At 70.1% G+C, this 16,250-nt stretch carries 14 protein-coding genes and 2 riboswitches; of the genes, 3 read left to right on the top strand and 11 right to left on the bottom strand.

The genetic code is table 11. The annotated features are described in order from the left end of the window. Window positions 1–3 precede the first annotated feature (3 nt). The 4 genes from gcvP to HFP15_RS14795 all read right to left on the bottom strand — a co-directional run bounded on the left by gcvP (window position 4) and on the right by HFP15_RS14795 (window position 5,951). Complete coding sequence (gene gcvP, locus HFP15_RS14810) at window positions 4–2,832, bottom strand: aminomethyl-transferring glycine dehydrogenase (RefSeq protein ID WP_168515768.1); 2,829 nt, start codon at window positions 2,830–2,832, stop codon at window positions 4–6. A 30-nt stretch (window positions 2,833–2,862) separates the two neighbouring features. Continuing rightward, window positions 2,863–2,957, bottom strand: a riboswitch (glycine riboswitch). Then, a riboswitch (glycine riboswitch) is annotated at window positions 2,958–3,051 on the bottom strand. A gap of 104 nt (window positions 3,052–3,155) precedes the next feature. Continuing rightward, window positions 3,156–3,923 carry a 3-oxoacyl-ACP reductase gene (locus HFP15_RS14805; protein ID WP_168515766.1) on the bottom strand — a complete coding sequence of 256 codons (768 nt, stop codon included), beginning with the start codon at window positions 3,921–3,923 and terminating at the stop codon, window positions 3,156–3,158. A 2-nt stretch (window positions 3,924–3,925) separates the two neighbouring features. Continuing rightward, entirely contained in the window at window positions 3,926–4,624 is a 699-nt protein-coding gene (locus HFP15_RS14800) for a gamma-glutamyl-gamma-aminobutyrate hydrolase family protein (protein WP_168515764.1), read from the bottom strand. After that, the gene (locus HFP15_RS14795) at window positions 4,605–5,951 is read right to left on the bottom strand and encodes a glutamine synthetase family protein (RefSeq protein WP_168516036.1); all 1,347 of its coding nucleotides are present in this window, start codon (window positions 5,949–5,951) and stop codon (window positions 4,605–4,607) included. The genes HFP15_RS14800 and HFP15_RS14795 overlap by 20 nt, the downstream gene beginning before the upstream one ends. 49 nt (window positions 5,952–6,000) lie before the next feature. Between HFP15_RS14795 and HFP15_RS14790 the strand changes: the two genes are divergently transcribed. Next, window positions 6,001–6,816, top strand: coding sequence for an amidohydrolase family protein (locus tag HFP15_RS14790; RefSeq protein ID WP_168515762.1), 816 nt, complete (start codon window positions 6,001–6,003; stop codon window positions 6,814–6,816). Here HFP15_RS14790 and HFP15_RS14785 read toward each other — a convergent pair. From HFP15_RS14785 to HFP15_RS14755, 7 genes are all read right to left on the bottom strand, one after another. Beyond that, complete coding sequence (locus HFP15_RS14785; RefSeq protein WP_168515761.1) at window positions 6,805–7,857, bottom strand: NAD(P)-binding domain-containing protein; 1,053 nt, start codon at window positions 7,855–7,857, stop codon at window positions 6,805–6,807. The genes HFP15_RS14790 and HFP15_RS14785 overlap by 12 nt on opposite strands. Window positions 7,858–7,944: 87 nt before the next feature. Beyond that, the gene (locus tag HFP15_RS14780) at window positions 7,945–8,622 is read right to left on the bottom strand and encodes an SRPBCC family protein (protein ID WP_168515759.1); all 678 of its coding nucleotides are present in this window, start codon (window positions 8,620–8,622) and stop codon (window positions 7,945–7,947) included. A gap of 86 nt (window positions 8,623–8,708) precedes the next feature. Continuing rightward, the gene (locus HFP15_RS14775; protein WP_168515757.1) at window positions 8,709–9,563 is read right to left on the bottom strand and encodes an FAD binding domain-containing protein; all 855 of its coding nucleotides are present in this window, start codon (window positions 9,561–9,563) and stop codon (window positions 8,709–8,711) included. Next, on the bottom strand, window positions 9,560–11,998 hold the full coding sequence (locus tag HFP15_RS14770) for a xanthine dehydrogenase family protein molybdopterin-binding subunit (RefSeq protein WP_168515755.1): 2,439 nt from the start codon (window positions 11,996–11,998) through the stop codon (window positions 9,560–9,562). Before HFP15_RS14770 ends, HFP15_RS14775 begins: the two co-directional genes overlap by 4 nt. Window position 11,999: 1 nt before the next feature. Continuing rightward, window positions 12,000–12,542 (bottom strand): (2Fe-2S)-binding protein, encoded by a 543-nt coding sequence (locus HFP15_RS14765; protein WP_168515753.1) that lies wholly within the window; start codon window positions 12,540–12,542, stop codon window positions 12,000–12,002. 295 nt (window positions 12,543–12,837) lie between these two features. Then, on the bottom strand, window positions 12,838–13,950 hold the full coding sequence (locus tag HFP15_RS14760; RefSeq protein WP_168515751.1) for an XdhC family protein: 1,113 nt from the start codon (window positions 13,948–13,950) through the stop codon (window positions 12,838–12,840). After that, on the bottom strand, window positions 13,943–15,052 hold the full coding sequence (locus HFP15_RS14755) for a vWA domain-containing protein (protein WP_168515749.1): 1,110 nt from the start codon (window positions 15,050–15,052) through the stop codon (window positions 13,943–13,945). The genes HFP15_RS14760 and HFP15_RS14755 overlap by 8 nt, the downstream gene beginning before the upstream one ends. A gap of 92 nt (window positions 15,053–15,144) precedes the next feature. On the opposite strand from HFP15_RS14755, the gene HFP15_RS14750 reads away from it, so the two are divergent. Continuing rightward, a complete protein-coding gene (locus HFP15_RS14750) occupies window positions 15,145–15,627 on the top strand; it encodes a hypothetical protein (protein ID WP_168515747.1) in 483 nt (160 codons plus the stop codon). Between the two features lie 8 nt (window positions 15,628–15,635). Further along, entirely contained in the window at window positions 15,636–16,250 is a 615-nt protein-coding gene (locus tag HFP15_RS14745) for a DUF3558 domain-containing protein (RefSeq protein ID WP_246271712.1), read from the top strand.

Raw genomic sequence — 16,250 nt, 5'->3', positions numbered from 1 at the left:
GAGTCAGCTCCCGTAGGCTTCGATCGGCGGGCACGAGCAGACGAGGTTGCGGTCGCCGAAGGCGCCGTCGATCCGGCGCACCGGCGGCCAGTACTTGCCCTTCGGTGTGACACCGGCCGGATAGACCGCCAGTTTCCTGTCGTAGGGCAGATCCCAGTCGCCTGCCAGGGTTTCCGCGGTGTGCGGCGCGTTGCGCAGCGGGCTCCGCTCGAGCGGCCACCGCCCCTCGGCGACCTCCTCGATCTCCCGGCGGATGGCGATCATCGCGTCGCAGAACCGGTCGATCTCGCCGACGTCCTCGCTCTCGGTCGGCTCGACCATGAGCGTGCCGGCCACCGGGAAGGACATCGTGGGCGCGTGGAAACCGTAGTCCACCAAACGTTTCGCGACGTCCTCGACGGTCACGCCGGTGCGCTTGGTCAGCGCGCGCAGGTCCAGGATGCACTCGTGCGCGACCAGCCCGTCGCGGCCGGTGTAGAGCACCGGGTAGTGCGGCGCGAGCCGGGCGGCCACGTAGTTCGCCGCGAGCACCGCGACCTTCGTGGCCTGGGTCAGGCCCGTCGCACCCATCATCCGCACGTACGCCCACGAGATCGGCAGGATCGACGCGGAGCCGAACGGCGCGGCCGAGATCGGGCCGACCCCGCTGTCCGGTCCTGCGCCGGGGAACAGCGGGTGGTTGGGCAGGTACGGCGCCAGGTGCGCGCGCACCGCGACCGGCCCCACGCCGGGACCGCCGCCGCCGTGCGGGATGCAGAAAGTCTTGTGCAGGTTCAGATGCGAGACGTCGCCGCCGAACTCGCCGGGCTTGGCAAGGCCGAGCAGCGCGTTGAGATTGGCGCCGTCGACGTAGACCTGACCGCCACCCTCGTGCACGATGCGGGAGATCTCACCGATCCCGTTCTCGTACACGCCGTGCGTCGACGGGTAGGTGATCATGATGGCCGCGAGGGTGTCGCGATGTTCGTCCACTTTGGCCTGAAGATCGCCGAGGTCGACGTCCCCGTTGTCGTCGCAGGCGACGACGACCACGCGCATCCCGGCCAGCACCGCCGACGCCGCGTTGGTGCCGTGCGCGGAGGACGGGATCAGGCAGACCTCGCGTTCGGGCTGCCCGTTGGCCTTGTGGAAGGCCCGGATCGCCAGCAGCCCGGCGAACTCGCCCTGCGAACCGGCGTTGGGCTGCAGGGAAACCTTGTCGTAGCCGGTGACCTCGGCCAGCCACGTGCACAGCTGGTCGATCAGCTCGCGGTAGCCCTGCGCGTCCTCGGCGGGGGCGAACGGGTGCAGGCCGGCGAACTCGGGCCAGCTGATCGGCTCCATCTCCGCGGTGGCGTTGAGTTTCATCGTGCACGAGCCGAGCGGGATCATGCCGCGGTCCAGCGCGTAGTCCATATCGGACAGCCGCCGCAGGTACCGCAGCATCGAGGTCTCCGACCGGTGGGTGCGGAACACCTCGTGCGCGAGGAAGTCGCTCCCCCGCGCCAGCCCGGCGGGCAGCACGACCGGCCCCGGCTCCACGTGCGTGTCCACCCCGAAGGCGGCCAGCACGCGGCGCAGCGTGTCGGGCGTGGTGACCTCGTCGCACGCGACCCGCACGTGGTCCTCGTCGACGAGGCCGAGGTTGATGCCGGACCGCCGCGCGTCGGCGAGCACCCGCTCCGCGCGGCCCGGCACCCGGGCGATCACGGTGTCGAAGAAGTGCTCTTGCACCACCTCGACCCCGCCCGCGCGCAGCGCGCCGGCGAGACCGCCGGCCAGCCCGTGGATGCGCGAAGCGATCGCGCGGAGGCCGTCCGGGCCGTGGTAGACGGCGTACATCGCGGCGAGCACGGCCGGGAGCACCTGGGCCGTGCAGATGTTGGAGGTGGCCTTCTCCCGGCGGATGTGCTGCTCGCGGGTCTGCAGCGCGAGCCGGTAGGCGGTGTTGCCGTCGGCGTCCTTCGACACGCCGACGAGCCGTCCCGGCAGCGAGCGCTCCAGGCCCTTGCGCACGGCGAGGTACCCGGCGTGCGGCCCGCCGTAGCCCAGCGGCACGCCGAAGCGCTGCGTCGTCCCGGCGACGGCGTCCGCACCGAACTCGCCCGGCGCGGTGATCAGGGTGAGCGCCAGCAGGTCCGCCGCGACCGTGTACAGCGCGCCGGCCGCTTTCGCAGCCGTGCCGATCTCCTCGTGGAAACCCTTGTCCCGCAACAATCCCGACGCGCCGGGGTACTGCACCACCACGCCGAAGAACTCCTCGGGCAGCCCGCCGGCGAGGTCCCGCACGTCCACCTCGATGCCGACCGCCTCGGCGCGGGTGCGCACCACCGCGACGGTCTGCGGCAGGCATTCGGCGTCCAGGACGACGCGCGAGGACTTGGCCTTCGACGCGCGGCGCATGAGCAGCACGGCCTCGGCGACGGCGGTGGACTCGTCGAGCAGCGAGGCGTTGGCGGTGTCCAGGCCGGTCAGGTCGGACACCATGGTCTGGAAGTTGAGCAGCGCTTCGAGCCGCCCCTGCGAGATTTCCGGCTGGTAGGGCGTGTACGCGGTGTACCAGGCCGGGCTCTCCAGCACGTTGCGGCGGATCACCGGCGGCGTGATCGTGTCGGCGAAGCCGAGCCCGATCATCTGCGTCATCGGCCGGTTCTTCGCGGCCAGCGCGCGCAGTTCGGCGGTGGCCTCGCTTTCCGAGGCCGGCGGGGCCAGGTCCAGCTCACGCGGGTTGCGGATCGCGGCGGGCACGGCGGCCTCGACCAGCGCGTCCAGGCTCCCGTAGCCGCATTCGGCCAGCATCTTGGCCTGCTCGTGCTCGGAAGGTCCGATGTGGCGGTCTGCGAAGGCGGACATCGGGAGCTCCTCAACTCAAGTAGTGGCGGGAACTCCCCCTCTGTCATGGGCACCTGAGAGTTTCACCGCTGGCGCGGCTTTCACCTTGGGTGAGGCACGCACGCGCGCCTGCTTTCCAGAGTGGCCTGGCCTGAGCGGTAACTGGTACCTGAGAGATTGGCGGGGAGATTGCTCCTTCGGTGCCCCGTTCGGCGACGGGGGCTCTCCCGCTCCGGCTCATGACGGCCGATGTTCAGTTGTCCGCCTAAGTCTATAGGCCCACGCCGTCGCGCGACATACGACGCAGAACGCGGCCCTCCCCGGCACCCACCGTGAGCGGCGCGCTACAGCGGGGTGACGTACGCGCCGCTGATACCGCCGTCGACGAGGAACTGCGACGCCGTGATGAAGGAGGCGTCGTCACTGGCCAGGAACGCGACCGCGGCGGCGATTTCCGTCGCCTCGGCGAACCGGCCCATCGGCACGTGCACCAGCCGCCGCGCCGCGCGTTCCGGGTCCTTGGCGAACAGCTCCCGCAGCAGCGGCGTGTTCACCGGGCCGGGGCACAGCGCGTTGACCCGGATGCCCTCGCGGGCGAACTGCACGCCCAGCTCACGGGTCATCGCCAGCACGCCGCCCTTGGACGCGGTGTAGGAGATCTGCGAGGTCGCCGCCCCCATCACGGCCACGAACGACGCGGTGTTCACGATCGAGCCCTTGCCCTGCCGCCGCATGTGCGGGATCGCGTATTTGCAGCACAGGTACACCGAGGTCAGGTTGACCTCCTGCACCTTCTTCCACGCGTCGAGCCCGGTGGTCAGGATCGAGTCGTCGTCGGGCGGGGAGATACCGGCATTGTTGAACGCGACGTCGAGCGAGCCGTACTTCTCGGCCGTGCCGTCGAACAGCGCCGCGACCTGGGTCTCGCTGGTGACGTCGGTGGCGACGAACTCACCGGGGACCTCGTCGGCGGCGGCCTTGCCCGCGGCGGCGTCGACGTCGGCGATGACCACCTTCGCGCCCTCGCTCGCGAGCCTGCGCGCGGTCGCGAGGCCGATCCCGCTGCCACCGCCGGTGATCACGGCGACCCGGCCGTCGAAACGCTGCACCATCTTTACGCGACCTCCACCAGCGCGGCGAACAGCCGCACGTCCGTATCGTCCTGCTCCGGATGCCATTGCACGCCGAGCACGAACGCCTCGCCGGGCATCTCCACCGCCTCGATCGTGCCATCCGCCGCCCAGCCCACGGCCTTGAGTCCGGGCGCCGGTTCGCCGACCGACTGGTGGTGGTAGCACTGGCCCTTCGCTTCCGTGCCCAGGATCCGCGCGGCACGGCTGCCCTCGGCCAGCGTGATGCGGTTGTGCCCGTAGACCGCCGGTGCGGGCTGGTGCCCGGTGTGCCCGGCGGCCTCGGGCAGATGCTGGGTCAGGGTGCCGCCGAGCGCGACGTTGAGCACCTGCATGCCCCGGCACACGCCGAGCACCGCGAGCCCGCGGTCGAGCGCGTCCCGGATGAGGGCGAACTCGAACCCGTCCCGCTCCGGGCGGCTCACCGTCGTCTCGTGCGCCTGCTGCCCGTACCGGGCCGGATCGACGTCGGCACCGCCCGCGATCACCAGACCGTCCACAGCGGACAGCGCCGACGTGTCCCGGCCGACCGAGGGCAACAGCACCGGCACCCCGCCCGCCTTCACCACACAGTCCACATAGGACCGCGGCAGCAGCGCGGCAGACGTGTCCCACACGCCCCAGCGGGCAGGTTCCACGTAGGTCGAGATGCCGATGACGGGTTTAGAGCCGTTCGAAGCCACGCACGCGCTCCCAGTCGGTGACGGCCGAGTCGAACGCGGCCAGTTCCACCCTGGCCGCGTTGAGGTAGTGGTCGACCACGTCGTCGCCGAACGCCTTCCTCGCCATCTTGCTTTCGGCGAGCGCGGCCGCCGCCTCTCGCAGTGTCGAGGGCACGGCCGGCTTGTCCGCACCGTAGGCGTTTCCCCGGAACTCCTCCTCCAGCGGCAGTTCGTTCTCGATCCCGTGCAGGCCCGCCGCGACGAGTGCCGCGACCGCGAGGTAGGGGTTCACGTCACCGCCCGGCACCCGGTTCTCGACGCGCAACGACGGTCCGTGCCCGACGACGCGCAGCGCGCACGTGCGGTTGTCGGTGCCCCACGCGACGGCGGTCGGGGCAAAGCTGCCGGGCACGAAACGCTTGTAGGAGTTGATGTTCGGCGCGAAGAAGTAGGTCAGCTCGCGCAGGCAGGCCAGCTGCCCGGCCAGGAAGTGCTCCATCAGCTTGGTGAACCCGCCGGGCCCGTCCCCGGCGAGCACCGGCTCACCCTCGGCCGAGCGAAGGCTGATGTGGATGTGGCAGGAGTTGCCCTCGCGCTCGTTGTACTTCGCCATGAAGGTCAGGCTTCTGCCTTCCTGCGCGGCGATCTCCTTGGCGCCGGTCTTGTAGATGCTGTGGTTGTCGCATGTGGACAAGGCGTCGGTGTAGCGGAAGGCGATCTCGTGCTGCCCGGGATTGCACTCCCCCTTCGCCGACTCGACGTACATCCCCGCACCGGCCATGTCGTTGCGGATGCGCCGCAGCAACGGTTCCAACCTGCCGGTACCCAGCATCGAGTAGTCCACATTGTACTGATTCGCGGGTGCCAGCTCCCGGTAACCGCGCTGCCAGGCCTGTTCGTAGGTGTCGTCGAAGACGATGAACTCCAGCTCGGTGCCGACGTAGGCGGCCAGCCCGCGTTCGGCGAGCCGGTCGAGCTGGCGGCGCAGCACCTGCCGGGGCGAGGCGGGTACCGCACCGCCCGCCACCCATTCGATATCGGCCAGAACCAGGACGGTGCCCTCGTGCCAGGGAATGTGCCGCAGCGTCGAAAGATCAGGCCGCAGCACGAAATCGCCGTAGCCGCGGCTCCAGGACGACATCTCGAAACCGTCGACGGTGTTCATCTCGACGTCGACGGCCAGCAGGTAATCGCAGGCCTCGGTGGCATGCGGCACGACCTCGTCGACGAAGTACCCGGCGGCACAGCGCTTGCCCTGCAGGCGCCCCTGCATGTCGGTGATCGCGACCAGGACCGTGTCGATGGTGCCGAGCCGGACCAACTCGCGGAGTTCGTCCAAGGTGAGCATGCCCCTGGCCATGTTCATGCGCTCACCCTACCCTCAGAAAGTGGGCCGGATGAGCGACGAGATCATCGACGTATGGATGCAGCAGCCCAACGAGCTGTTCATGAGCCAGCCGTGGCTGGAAACCGTGCTGCGCTGGACGAACACCGAGCGCGTCGTGCCGCCGCTCGCGGGCACCCTCGACGCGATGGACAAGGCCGGCGTGAGCATCGGGCTGCTCTCCGCCTGGACCGGTCCGCAGGGCGTGCTGATCTCCAACGACGAGGTCGCGTCGGTCGTCGACAAGCATCCCGGACGGTTCGCCGGGATCGCCTCGGTCGACCTGCGTGATCCGGTGCGCGCGGTGCGGGAGATCCGGCGCTGCGTGCGGGATCTGGGATTCGTCGGCGTGCGCGTCGTGCCGTGGCTGTGGAACCTGCCGCCGAACGACCGGCGCTACTACCCGGTGTACGTGGCGTGCGTGGAGGAGGACGTGCCGTTCTGCACGCAGATCGGGCACACCGGTCCGCTGTGCCCGTCCGAGCCGGGACGGCCGATCCCCTACCTGGACGAGGTGCTGCTGGACTTCCCCGACCTCGTCGTGGTCGGCGGTCACGTCGGATATCCGTGGCTGCCCGAGGTTTTCTCGCTCGCCGACAAGTACCCGAACTTCTATGTGGACACTTCGGCGTACGCCCTGCACCGGCTGCCGGCCGAACTGGTCGAGTTCCTGCGCGGCCGCGGCCGCACCCGGGTGCTGTTCGGCACGAACTACCCGATGCTCACGGCGTCGGCGTGCCTCAAGCGGCTGGACGAGCTCGAACTGGGCGAAGAGGCGCGGGAGCTATTCCTCGGCGGCAACGCCCGGCGCGTGTTCTCACTGTCCTAGCAGCTGCCGGATCTCGGTCACCGCGGCCCGGCCCGCGCGGCTGGCGCCGACCGTGCTCGCCGACGGGCCGTACCCCACCAGGTGCAGCCGCGGTTCGGCGACCACCCGGGTGCCGTCCATCCTGATGCCGCCGCCGGGCGCGCGCAGGTGCAGCGGGGCCAGATGGTCCAGCGCCGCGCGGAACCCGGTCGCCCACAGGATCACGTCCGCGCGCTGCTCGCTGCCGTCCGCCCAGACGACGCCGTCCGGCGTGATCCGCTCGAACATCGGCTTGCGGTCCAGGATCCCGCGATCGATGCCGCGCTTCACCTCGGGTGTCAGCGCCAGCCCGGTCACGCTCACCACGCTCGCGGGCGGCAGGCCCTCGCGGACCCGCTCGTCCACCTTCGCGACCACCTCGCGCCCGTACTCCGGGGTGAACTCGTGGGAGAAGAACTCGGGCGGCCGCCGGGTCACCCACGTCGTCCCGCTCGCGACGTCGGCGATCTCCAGCAGCAACTGCACGCCGGAGGCACCGCCGCCGACCACCACGACGTGCCGGCCGCGGAACTCCTCCGCGCTCTGGAAATCGGCCGTGTGCAGCTGACGGCCGCGGAAGGTCTCCTGGCCCGGGTAGTGCGGCCAGAACGGCCGGCCCCAGGTGCCGGTCGCGTTGATCACCGCGCGGGCGGCCCACTCGTCGGTGACGCTGCGGACCAGCAGCCGCTCGCCCTCGTCGTGCACGTCCAGCACCTCGACCGGACGCCGCACCGGGAGGTCGAAAGTGCGCTCGTACCGGCCGAAGTACTCGGACACGACCTCGGAGGCGGGACGGTCCAGATCCGTCGCGGCGAACGACATTCCGGGCAGATCGTGGATCCCGTGCACCTTGCCCAGCCGGAGCGAGGGCCAGCGGTACTGCCACGCGCCGCCCGGCCGCTTGCCGTGATCGAGCACGACGAAGCCCGAGCCGTTGCCGAACCCGGTCCGCCGCAGGTGGTAGGCGGCCGAAAGGCCGGCCTGGCCCGCGCCGATCACCACCACGTCAGTCTCGCTGCGCACATCCCGTACAACCGAGGGCGCCGCGAGGGACTTCCCGACGTGGCGAGGGGCACTCTTCCCGCGAAGGTGCCCCTCGCCCGCGGGAAGTCAGCGGCGGCGGATCGCGCGGATGATCGCCACGATGATCAGCAGGCCGGCGACGCCGGCGAGGACCGGGGCGAGCCGCTTCGCGACCGAGCTGCCCGCGTACTCGAACAGGTCGATCGCCTCGGCTTCCTTCTGCGGAGCCGGCTTCACGGCCTCCAGCTTCGGCTTCGCCGCCTCGGCGGGCTCGGCCGCACCGGTGGCGGGCTGCGCGGCGGGCTCGGCCTTGGGCTCCTCGCCGCCGCCCAGCTTCTCGGCCAGGTTCGTCGCGAACTGGTCGAGGATCTTGCCGCCGACCTCGGAGATCATGCCGCGGCCGAACTGCGCCGGCTTGCCGGTCACGTTGAGGTCGGTCTCGACCTTGCCCTTGGTGGAGCCGCTCTCCTCGGTCAGCGTCACGGTGACGGTCGCCGCCGCCGTGCCGCCGCCGCGCGCGTCCTTGCCGGAGGCCTTGATGACGATCTTGCGGGCGGTTTCGTCGGCCTCGAGGAACTCGCCCGCGCCCTTGTAGGTCAGGGAGATCGGCCCCAGCTTCACCTTGACCGTGCCGGTGAAGGTCTCGCCCTCCACCTTCGTCAGGGTCGCACCCGGCATGCACGGGGCGACGGCCTCCGGATCGGTCACGGCCTTCCAGACCTGTGCGGGCGGCGCCGGAACGCTGAATTCATGGTCAAGCCGCACGGCTCGACCTCCCTTCTGTGTCGCGAAGTCGTGAGGGACCCCCTCATGGCGCATAGCACCATGAGGGGGTCCCTCACGGCAACTGGCTAAGCGGTCACGGCAGCCGAGACAGCCCGGCCCGTGAGTACCCGTGCCAATTCTTGCCGATATTCGACGTCCGCGTTGCCGTCAGGGGTCGGGGAGGTGCCCTCGGCGGCGTGGGACGCGGCCGCGCGGATGGTTTCCTCGGTGGCCGCCTGACCGACGAGTGCCTGCTCAACGGCGGTCGCCCGGACCGGAATCGGCGCCATGTTGGTCAGCGCGATCCTGGCCTCGGCGATCGTGTCACCCTCGGTCCGGACGGTGACCGCGACGGCCACCATCGACCAGGCCTGCGCGACCCGGTTGAACTTCTCGTAGTGCGCCCGCCAGCCCGTGTGCTTGGGCACCCGGACCTCGACCAGGATGTCGGTCGGCTCCAGCGACGTGGTGAAGAAGTCCTGGAAGAACTCCGCCGCCGGTACCGTGCGGCGCCCGCCGGTCCCGGCGATCACCATCTCGGCGTCCAGCGCGAGCGCCGGGGCGAGCAGGTCACCGGCCGGGTCGGCGTGCGCGATCGCGCCGCCGAACGTGCCGCGGTGGCGCACCTGTGGGTCGGCCACCGTGTCGGTCGTGCGGGCCAGCAGCGCGGCGTGCTCGGCGATCAGGTGATCGCGCTGCACGTCGTAGTGCGTGGTCATGGCACCGATGACCAGCGCGTCGCCGTCCTCGCGGACACCGCGCAGCTCGGCGATCTTGCCCAGGTCGATGATCGTGGTCGGCGCGGCGAGCCGCATCCGCAGCACCGGCAGCAGGCTCTGCCCGCCTGCCAGCACCTTGGCGTCCTCGCCCGCGTCGGCCAGCGCACGGACCGCCTCGTCCACTGTGGACGGAGCGACGTAGTCGAATGCAGCGGGAATCACTGCACACCTCCAGAAGCGTCGATCGAACCCAACCCGCCGCCGGCCTCGGCCCCCGGCCCGCCGGCACTCTTCTCGCCACGATGGATCGCCGCCCACACGCGCATCGGCGAGCACGGCATCTCGACGTCGTTCACGCCCAGGTGCCGCACGGCGTCCACCACCGCGTTGACCACGGCGGGTGTCGAGGCGATCGTGCCCGCCTCGCCGACGCCCTTGACACCCAGCGGGTTCGTGGTCGACGGCGTGGTGGTGCGGTCGGTGACGAACGAGGGCAGGTCGGCCGCCGACGGGAGCAGGTAGTCGGCGAACGTGCCCGTGGTCAGCGTGCCGCTCTCGTCGAACACCGCCTCCTCGAACAGCGCCTGCGCGATGCCCTGCGCCAGCCCGCCATGGATCTGGCCCTCCACGATCAGCGGGTTGACCACCGCGCCGACGTCGTCGACGCAGACGTACTTGCGGATGCTCACCCGGCCGGTCTCGGTGTCGACCTCCATCGCGCACAGGTGCGTGCCGTGCGGGAACGAGAAGTTCTCCGGGTCGTACACCGCGTCGGAGTCGAGCGAGGGCTCGATCCCGTCGGGCAGGTTGTGCGCCATGAACGTCGCGAACACGACGTCCTGGATCGTGGTGGACTTGTCCGTGCCGCGCACGGTGAACTTGCCCTGCTCGAACTCGAGGTCGTCGGGCGAGCACTCCATCAGGTGCGCGGCGATCGTGCGGGCCTTGCCGACGACCTTCTCGGCCGCCTTGACCACCGCGATCCCGCCGACCGCGAGCGAACGCGAGCCGTAGGTGTCCAGGCCCTTGGCCGAGGACTGCGTGTCACCGTGGATGACCTCGACGTCCTCGAACGGCACGCCCAGCTGGTCGGCCACGATCTGGCTCCACGCGGTCTCGTGTCCCTGGCCGTGCGCCGAGGCCCCGGTGATCACCTCGACCTTGCCGGTGGGCAGCATCCGCACCGACGCGGCCTCCCAGCCACCGGCGCCGTAGTCGAGCGACCCGAGCACCCGCGACGGGGCAAGGCCGCACATCTCGGTGAACGTCGAGATGCCGATGCCCAGCTGAACGGGATCGTTGCGGTCGCGCCGTTCCTTCTGCTCGCGGCGCAGCCCCTCGTAGTCGAACAGCTGCATGGCCTTCTCGGTGGCGGCCTCGTAGTTGCCCGAGTCGTAGGTCAGCGTGGAGACCGTGGTGTACGGGAACTCCTCGTGCTTGATCCAGTTCTTCTCGCGCAGCTCCATCGGATCCATGCCGAGCTCGGCGGCGAGCTCGTCCATGATCCGCTCGATACCGAACGTGGCCTCCGGCCGCCCGGCGCCGCGATAGGCGTCGGTGAGCGTGGTGTTGGTGAACACGTTCGTGCAGGCGAAGTGGTAGGCCGGGATCTTGTAGATCGCGTTGAACATGAACGCGCCGAGGATCGGCACGCCCGGCCCGACCAGGCCGAGGTAGGCGCCCATGTCGGCGAGCAACTCGACCTTCAGGCCGGTGATCGTGCCGTCGCGGTTGGCGCTGATCGTGAGGTCCTGGATCTGGTCGCGGCCGTGATGCGCGGTCTGCATGCACTCCGAACGCGTCTCGGTCCACTTCACCGGCTTGCCCAGCCGCTGCGCCACGAGCAGCGCCAGGCACTCCTCGGGCAGCACGCCGATCTTGCCGCCGAAACCGCCGCCCACGTCGGGCGCGATGACGCGCAGCTTGTGCTCGGGAATGCCCAGCGTCAACGCGGCCATCGTCTTGAGGATGTGCGGGATCTGGGTGGCAGACCACATCACGATCTGCGTGCCGGTCGGGTCGACGACGCAGGAGCGCGGCTCCATGAACGCGGGGACGAGCCGCTGCTGACGGAACCGGCGCTTGACGACCACCTCGGCGCCGGAAATGGCCTCCTCGACGCTGCCGCCGGAGCCGGCCTCGCCGGAGTCGAACGCCCAGAAGGCGTTGCGGTTGGTGCCCAGCTCCTCGTGCACCAGGGGCGCGCCTTCGGCCAGCGCGTTCTCCAGGCCGAGGACCACGGGCAGTTCGTCGTAGTCGACGTCGATCGCCTCGAGCGCGTCGCGGGCCGCCGCGGCGCTGCGGGCGACGACCACGGCGACGCCCTCGCCCGCGAAGTTGACCTGGTCGGCGGCCAGCACGGGCCGCCGAGGCGATTTCATGTCCGGCGTGATCGGCCACGCGCAGGGCATGCCGATCGCGCCGTCGGGGTCGAGGTCCTTCGCCGTGAGCACCGCCACCACTCCGGGGCGGCTCTTGGCCTCGCTGACGTCGATGCTGTTGATCCGCGCGTGCGCGAACGGGCTGCGCAACACCGCGAGGTGCAGCAGGCCCGGCAGCGTCATGTTGTCGGTCCAGCGGGTGCGGCCGGTGATCAGCCGCGCGTCTTCCTTCCGGGTGCGGCTCTTGCCGACCTCGGGCTCGATCGTCGCGGTCACGTCACTCGCCTCCGCCTGCCACGGCGCTCGGCGCGCGGCGTACTTCGGTGTCGCTCATCCGCTCGGCCTCGGGCCCCGCGCCGGGGCTCATGTGCTTGGCCGCGTCCTGAACGGCGCGAACGATGTTCTGGTAACCCGTGCAGCGGCAGAGGTTGCCCTCCAGGCCCTCGCGCACGGTCTTCTCGTCGGGGTCGGGATTGTCTGCGAGCAGGTCGATCGACTGCATGATCATGCCCGGAGTGCAGTAGCCGCACTGCAACGCGTGGTTGTCGTGGAACGCCTTCTGCACCGGGTGCAGTTCGCCTTCGCGGGCGAGGCCCTCGATGGTGGTGACCTCGCACCCGTCGGCCTGCACCGCGAGTACCGAACAGGATTTCACGCTGTGCCCGTCCAGATGGACCGTGCACGCGCCGCAGTTGCTGGTGTCGCAGCCGACAACGGTGCCGACTTTCCCGAGCGTCTCCCGCAAGTAGTGAACGAGCAACGTGCGGGGTTCGACCTCATCGGTGTACTGGGCTCCGTCTACGGTGACGGTGATGCGCATGTGAGCCCTCCAGTGGTGGGAGCTGGGGTGATCGGCTTCACAAGGGAGCGTGCTACGTCCGCCGCCATCGGACAAGTCCTAGCCGGGTGACTCTCGAACGGCCTTTCCGCAGATGCGGATGAAGATCTTTAGCGGTTCCGAATCTGCGGAATTCCGGGCTTTGGGGACCACAAAAATTTTGCGACCGTCACACGACTTGTGGAACGAGTGACCGTGCGCGACGGGGAGGGCACCATCGATTTCGAGGGGGCGCAAGGGAAAGCGCCCCCACCGACGGACCGCCCTCGAACCTCGCTCAGCCGTGAATCCGGCCGCTGAGGTCGGCGAGCCTGCGGCCGCCACCGCCCCAGCGCAGCGCGATGATCTCCGCCGCGATCGAGACAGCGGTCTCCTCGGGTGTGCGGGCGCCGAGATCGAGCCCGATCGGCGAAGACAGCCGCGACAGCTCCTCCTCCGTCATGCCGGTCTCGCGCAGCCGCTCGATCCGGTCGTCGTGCGTGCGGCGCGAGCCCATCGCGCCGACGTAACCGATGTCCAGCCGCAGCGCGACCTCCAGCAGCGGCACGTCGAACTTCGGATCGTGCGTCAGCACCGCGACGACGGTGCGCCGGTCGATGCGGCCCGCCTCGGCCTCGGCCTTGAGGTAGCGATGCGGCCAGTCGACGACGACCTCGTCGGCGTCGGGAAACCGGCTGGCGGTGGCGAACACCGGCCGCGCGTCACACACCGTGACCTGGAAGCCGAGGTAGGAACCCATTCGTGCCATCGCGGCGGCGAAGTCGATCGCGCCGAAGACCAGCATCCGGGGCGGCGGCTCGAAGGTGTTCACGAACACCGACATGCCCTCGCCACGGCGTTCGCCCTCCAGGCCGTAGTGCAGGGTGCCGGTGCGGCCGGTGGCGAGCAGCCCGCGCGCGTCGTCGACCACGGCGTCGTCCACACGCGCGCTGCCGAGCGTGCCCTTGGTGCGGTCCGGCCACACGATCATCCGGCGGCCGAGCCGGCCGCCGTCGGCGTGCTCGATGACGGTGACGACCGCGACCGGTTCGCCCCGGTGCACCGACTCGACGACGTCCTCCAGCTCCGGCATGGACTCCTTGTCGATCCGCTCGACGTAGACGTCGATGATCCCGCCGCAGGTCAGGCCTACCGCGAAGGCGTCGTCGTCGCTGACCCCGTAGCGCTGCAGCACCGGGGTGTGCTCGCTCATGACCTGTTGCGCGAGTTCGTAGACCGCGCCCTCGACGCAGCCGCCGGACACGCTGCCGACGACCTCTCCGCCGCTGTCGACGAGCATCGCCGCGCCGGGTGCGCGCGGCGCCGAGGAGAACGTGGACACGACCGTGCCCAGTCCCACCGGCTGGCCGTCGGACCAGCGCTTGTACAGCTCGTCCAGTACGTCATGCATCGCGTATCTCCACCAGCAGTCGTTCCAGGGTGGCCAGGCTGTGGCCGGCCAGCAGGCGATCGAGGTGCGGGAGCGCGGCGGCGATGCCTGACTGCACCGGAGCGTAACCTTCGCGTCCCGCGTGTGGGTTCACCCAAATGACAGCGTGCGCCAATCTGCGCATCCGTGCCAACTGCTCACCGAGCAGACTCGGGTCGCCGCGTTCCCAGCCGTCGGAGAACACGACGACCACCGCGCGCCGGGCGACGCCCCGTTGCCCCCAGCGGTCGAGGAAAACGCGGAGCGTCTCGCCGAGCCGCGTGCCACCGGCGAAGTCGGGCACCGCCTGCCCCGCGGAGAGCATGGCGCGTTCGGGGTCGCGCTGGCGCAGCTGGCGGGACACGCGCGTGAGCCGGGTGCCGAGCGTGAACACCTCCACGTTGCCGGGCGCGGCGCGCACCACCACGTGGGCGAAGCGGAGCAGGGCGTCGGCGTACGGGCTCATCGACCCCGACACGTCGAGCAGCAGCACGACGCGGCGGGGCCGGGTGGCGCGTTTGCGGTGCGCGAGGCGCACCGGTTCGCCGCCGTAGGCGAGCATCCCGCGCAGGGTGCGGCCGGAGTCCAGTGCGCCGCGTTTGGCCGGGCGGCGGCGCAGCGAGTTGCGGGTGGGCGGTACCGGTTTGAGCACGGACAGCAGTTCGCGCAGGTGGCGCCGCTCGGCCGCGGTCAGCTCGGCGAGATCGCGCTGGCGGAGCAGCTCGGTGTCGGTCGCGGCGACCTTGAGCTGCTCGCCGTTGGTCTCGGATTCACCGGATTTCGCGCCCTCGGTGCTCATCGCGGCCATGCGGGCCTGCTGCTCGCGCCGGACCGTCGCGGGCCGCGCGTGGGGCGGCTCGGCGGCGAACCACTGCGCGAAGGCGTCGTCGTAGCGGGGCAGGTCGTCGGGGTCGGCACAGAGGGTGACGCGGCCGGCCCAGTACAGCTGGCCGGGGTCGGCGATGTCGACCCGGTTGACGGCGTCGAGGTAGGCCTGCACGCGCTGGGGCCCTGCGGGGACACCGGCCTCCCGCAGTGCGGTCGCGAAACCGACCAGTCCGGCCAGTGGGTCGGGTGCGCTCATGCCTCCATTGTCCCTCTGTTCCGGCCCCGGTCACGGGAACCGTCCGCTAGGCTCCAACGTCAGACGATCACGACCGGTAGCGGGGAGGCATCGTGCTCGAAGCAGACGGGGTCGGCGCGGCCACTCGGGCCGCACAGGACGTGTGGGGATCGGGCGTGCTCGCCGGTGCGGTGGCCGGTGCCGCCGTGGGAGCGCCGGCCGGTCTCGCCTCCGTCGGCGCCGCCGCGGCCGCACTGGCCGGTCCGGCGACCGGATCCGGTGGCGGTTTCGAGTTCCCCAGCGTCGAGGAGATGAACGCCGTCAAGGGGATGTGGCAGGAACGGCAAGTCAGCATTCAGCACAAGCAGACACAGATCAGCCAAGCGCTGCGGAATCTGAGCGAACTCGCAGACGACCCCGAGAGCCAGGGCTACCTCACCCAGACTCGTGAGTCACTTCAGCTGCTGAACGACCAGCACGTATCAATGCTCAAATACGTCGAGAACTACATTCAGAAGCTGACGCATGCCGCGAACGCCAAGCAGGCGAACGAAGAGAACAACACGGCGGCACTCACCAGCAAGCCGGAGCACTAGTGCGCGCGATGAAGTCCGGCCGTCCCCTTGCCCTGATTTGTGCCGGAATAGCGACCGCGGCGATCGGCGGGTGCACGCAGACGACGCCCGGTACCGCGACATCGGCACCGTCGGACACGAACTCCGCATCGGCCAGTGGCGCGGCTGCTGCCCCGAAGGTGTCGCATCCGCTTCCCAACATCGCGGACTATGTGAGCAAGACCTGCGACCTCGTACCGGCGGCTCTGATAAGCCGGCTGGGCTTTTCAGACCCGACTTCCACCGGCGCGGGCGATGCGCTCGGGCCAGGCTGCAGCTGGGTCAACACGACGAACGCGCACAGCAAGGGCCTGGGCGTCTCGGTTCAGACCGACGGCAACAAGGGCAACGGCGGCATGGCGAAGATCATAAAACTCAACGGGAGCCTCTACGCCTTCGTCGAGCCGACCTCGATATCCGGTTATCCCGCCGCGTATGCCGACAGCCGCGATGACCGTCCGCAAGGCAAATGCGGTCTGTTCGTCGGCGTGACCGACGACGTGACGTTCGCCGTGGACGTCCAGGGCTACAGCGGAGCACAGGACTCCTGCGACACCGTGAACCAGGTCGCCGCTTCCGTGATCACCACACTGCGAGGGGGCTAG

The organism is Amycolatopsis acididurans (assembly GCF_012328925.1).
Lineage (GTDB): Bacteria > Actinomycetota > Actinomycetes > Mycobacteriales > Pseudonocardiaceae > Amycolatopsis_E > Amycolatopsis_E acididurans.
Note: the sequence above shows the minus strand (reverse complement) of the source record. Positions and strands in the feature narration are given on the sequence as shown.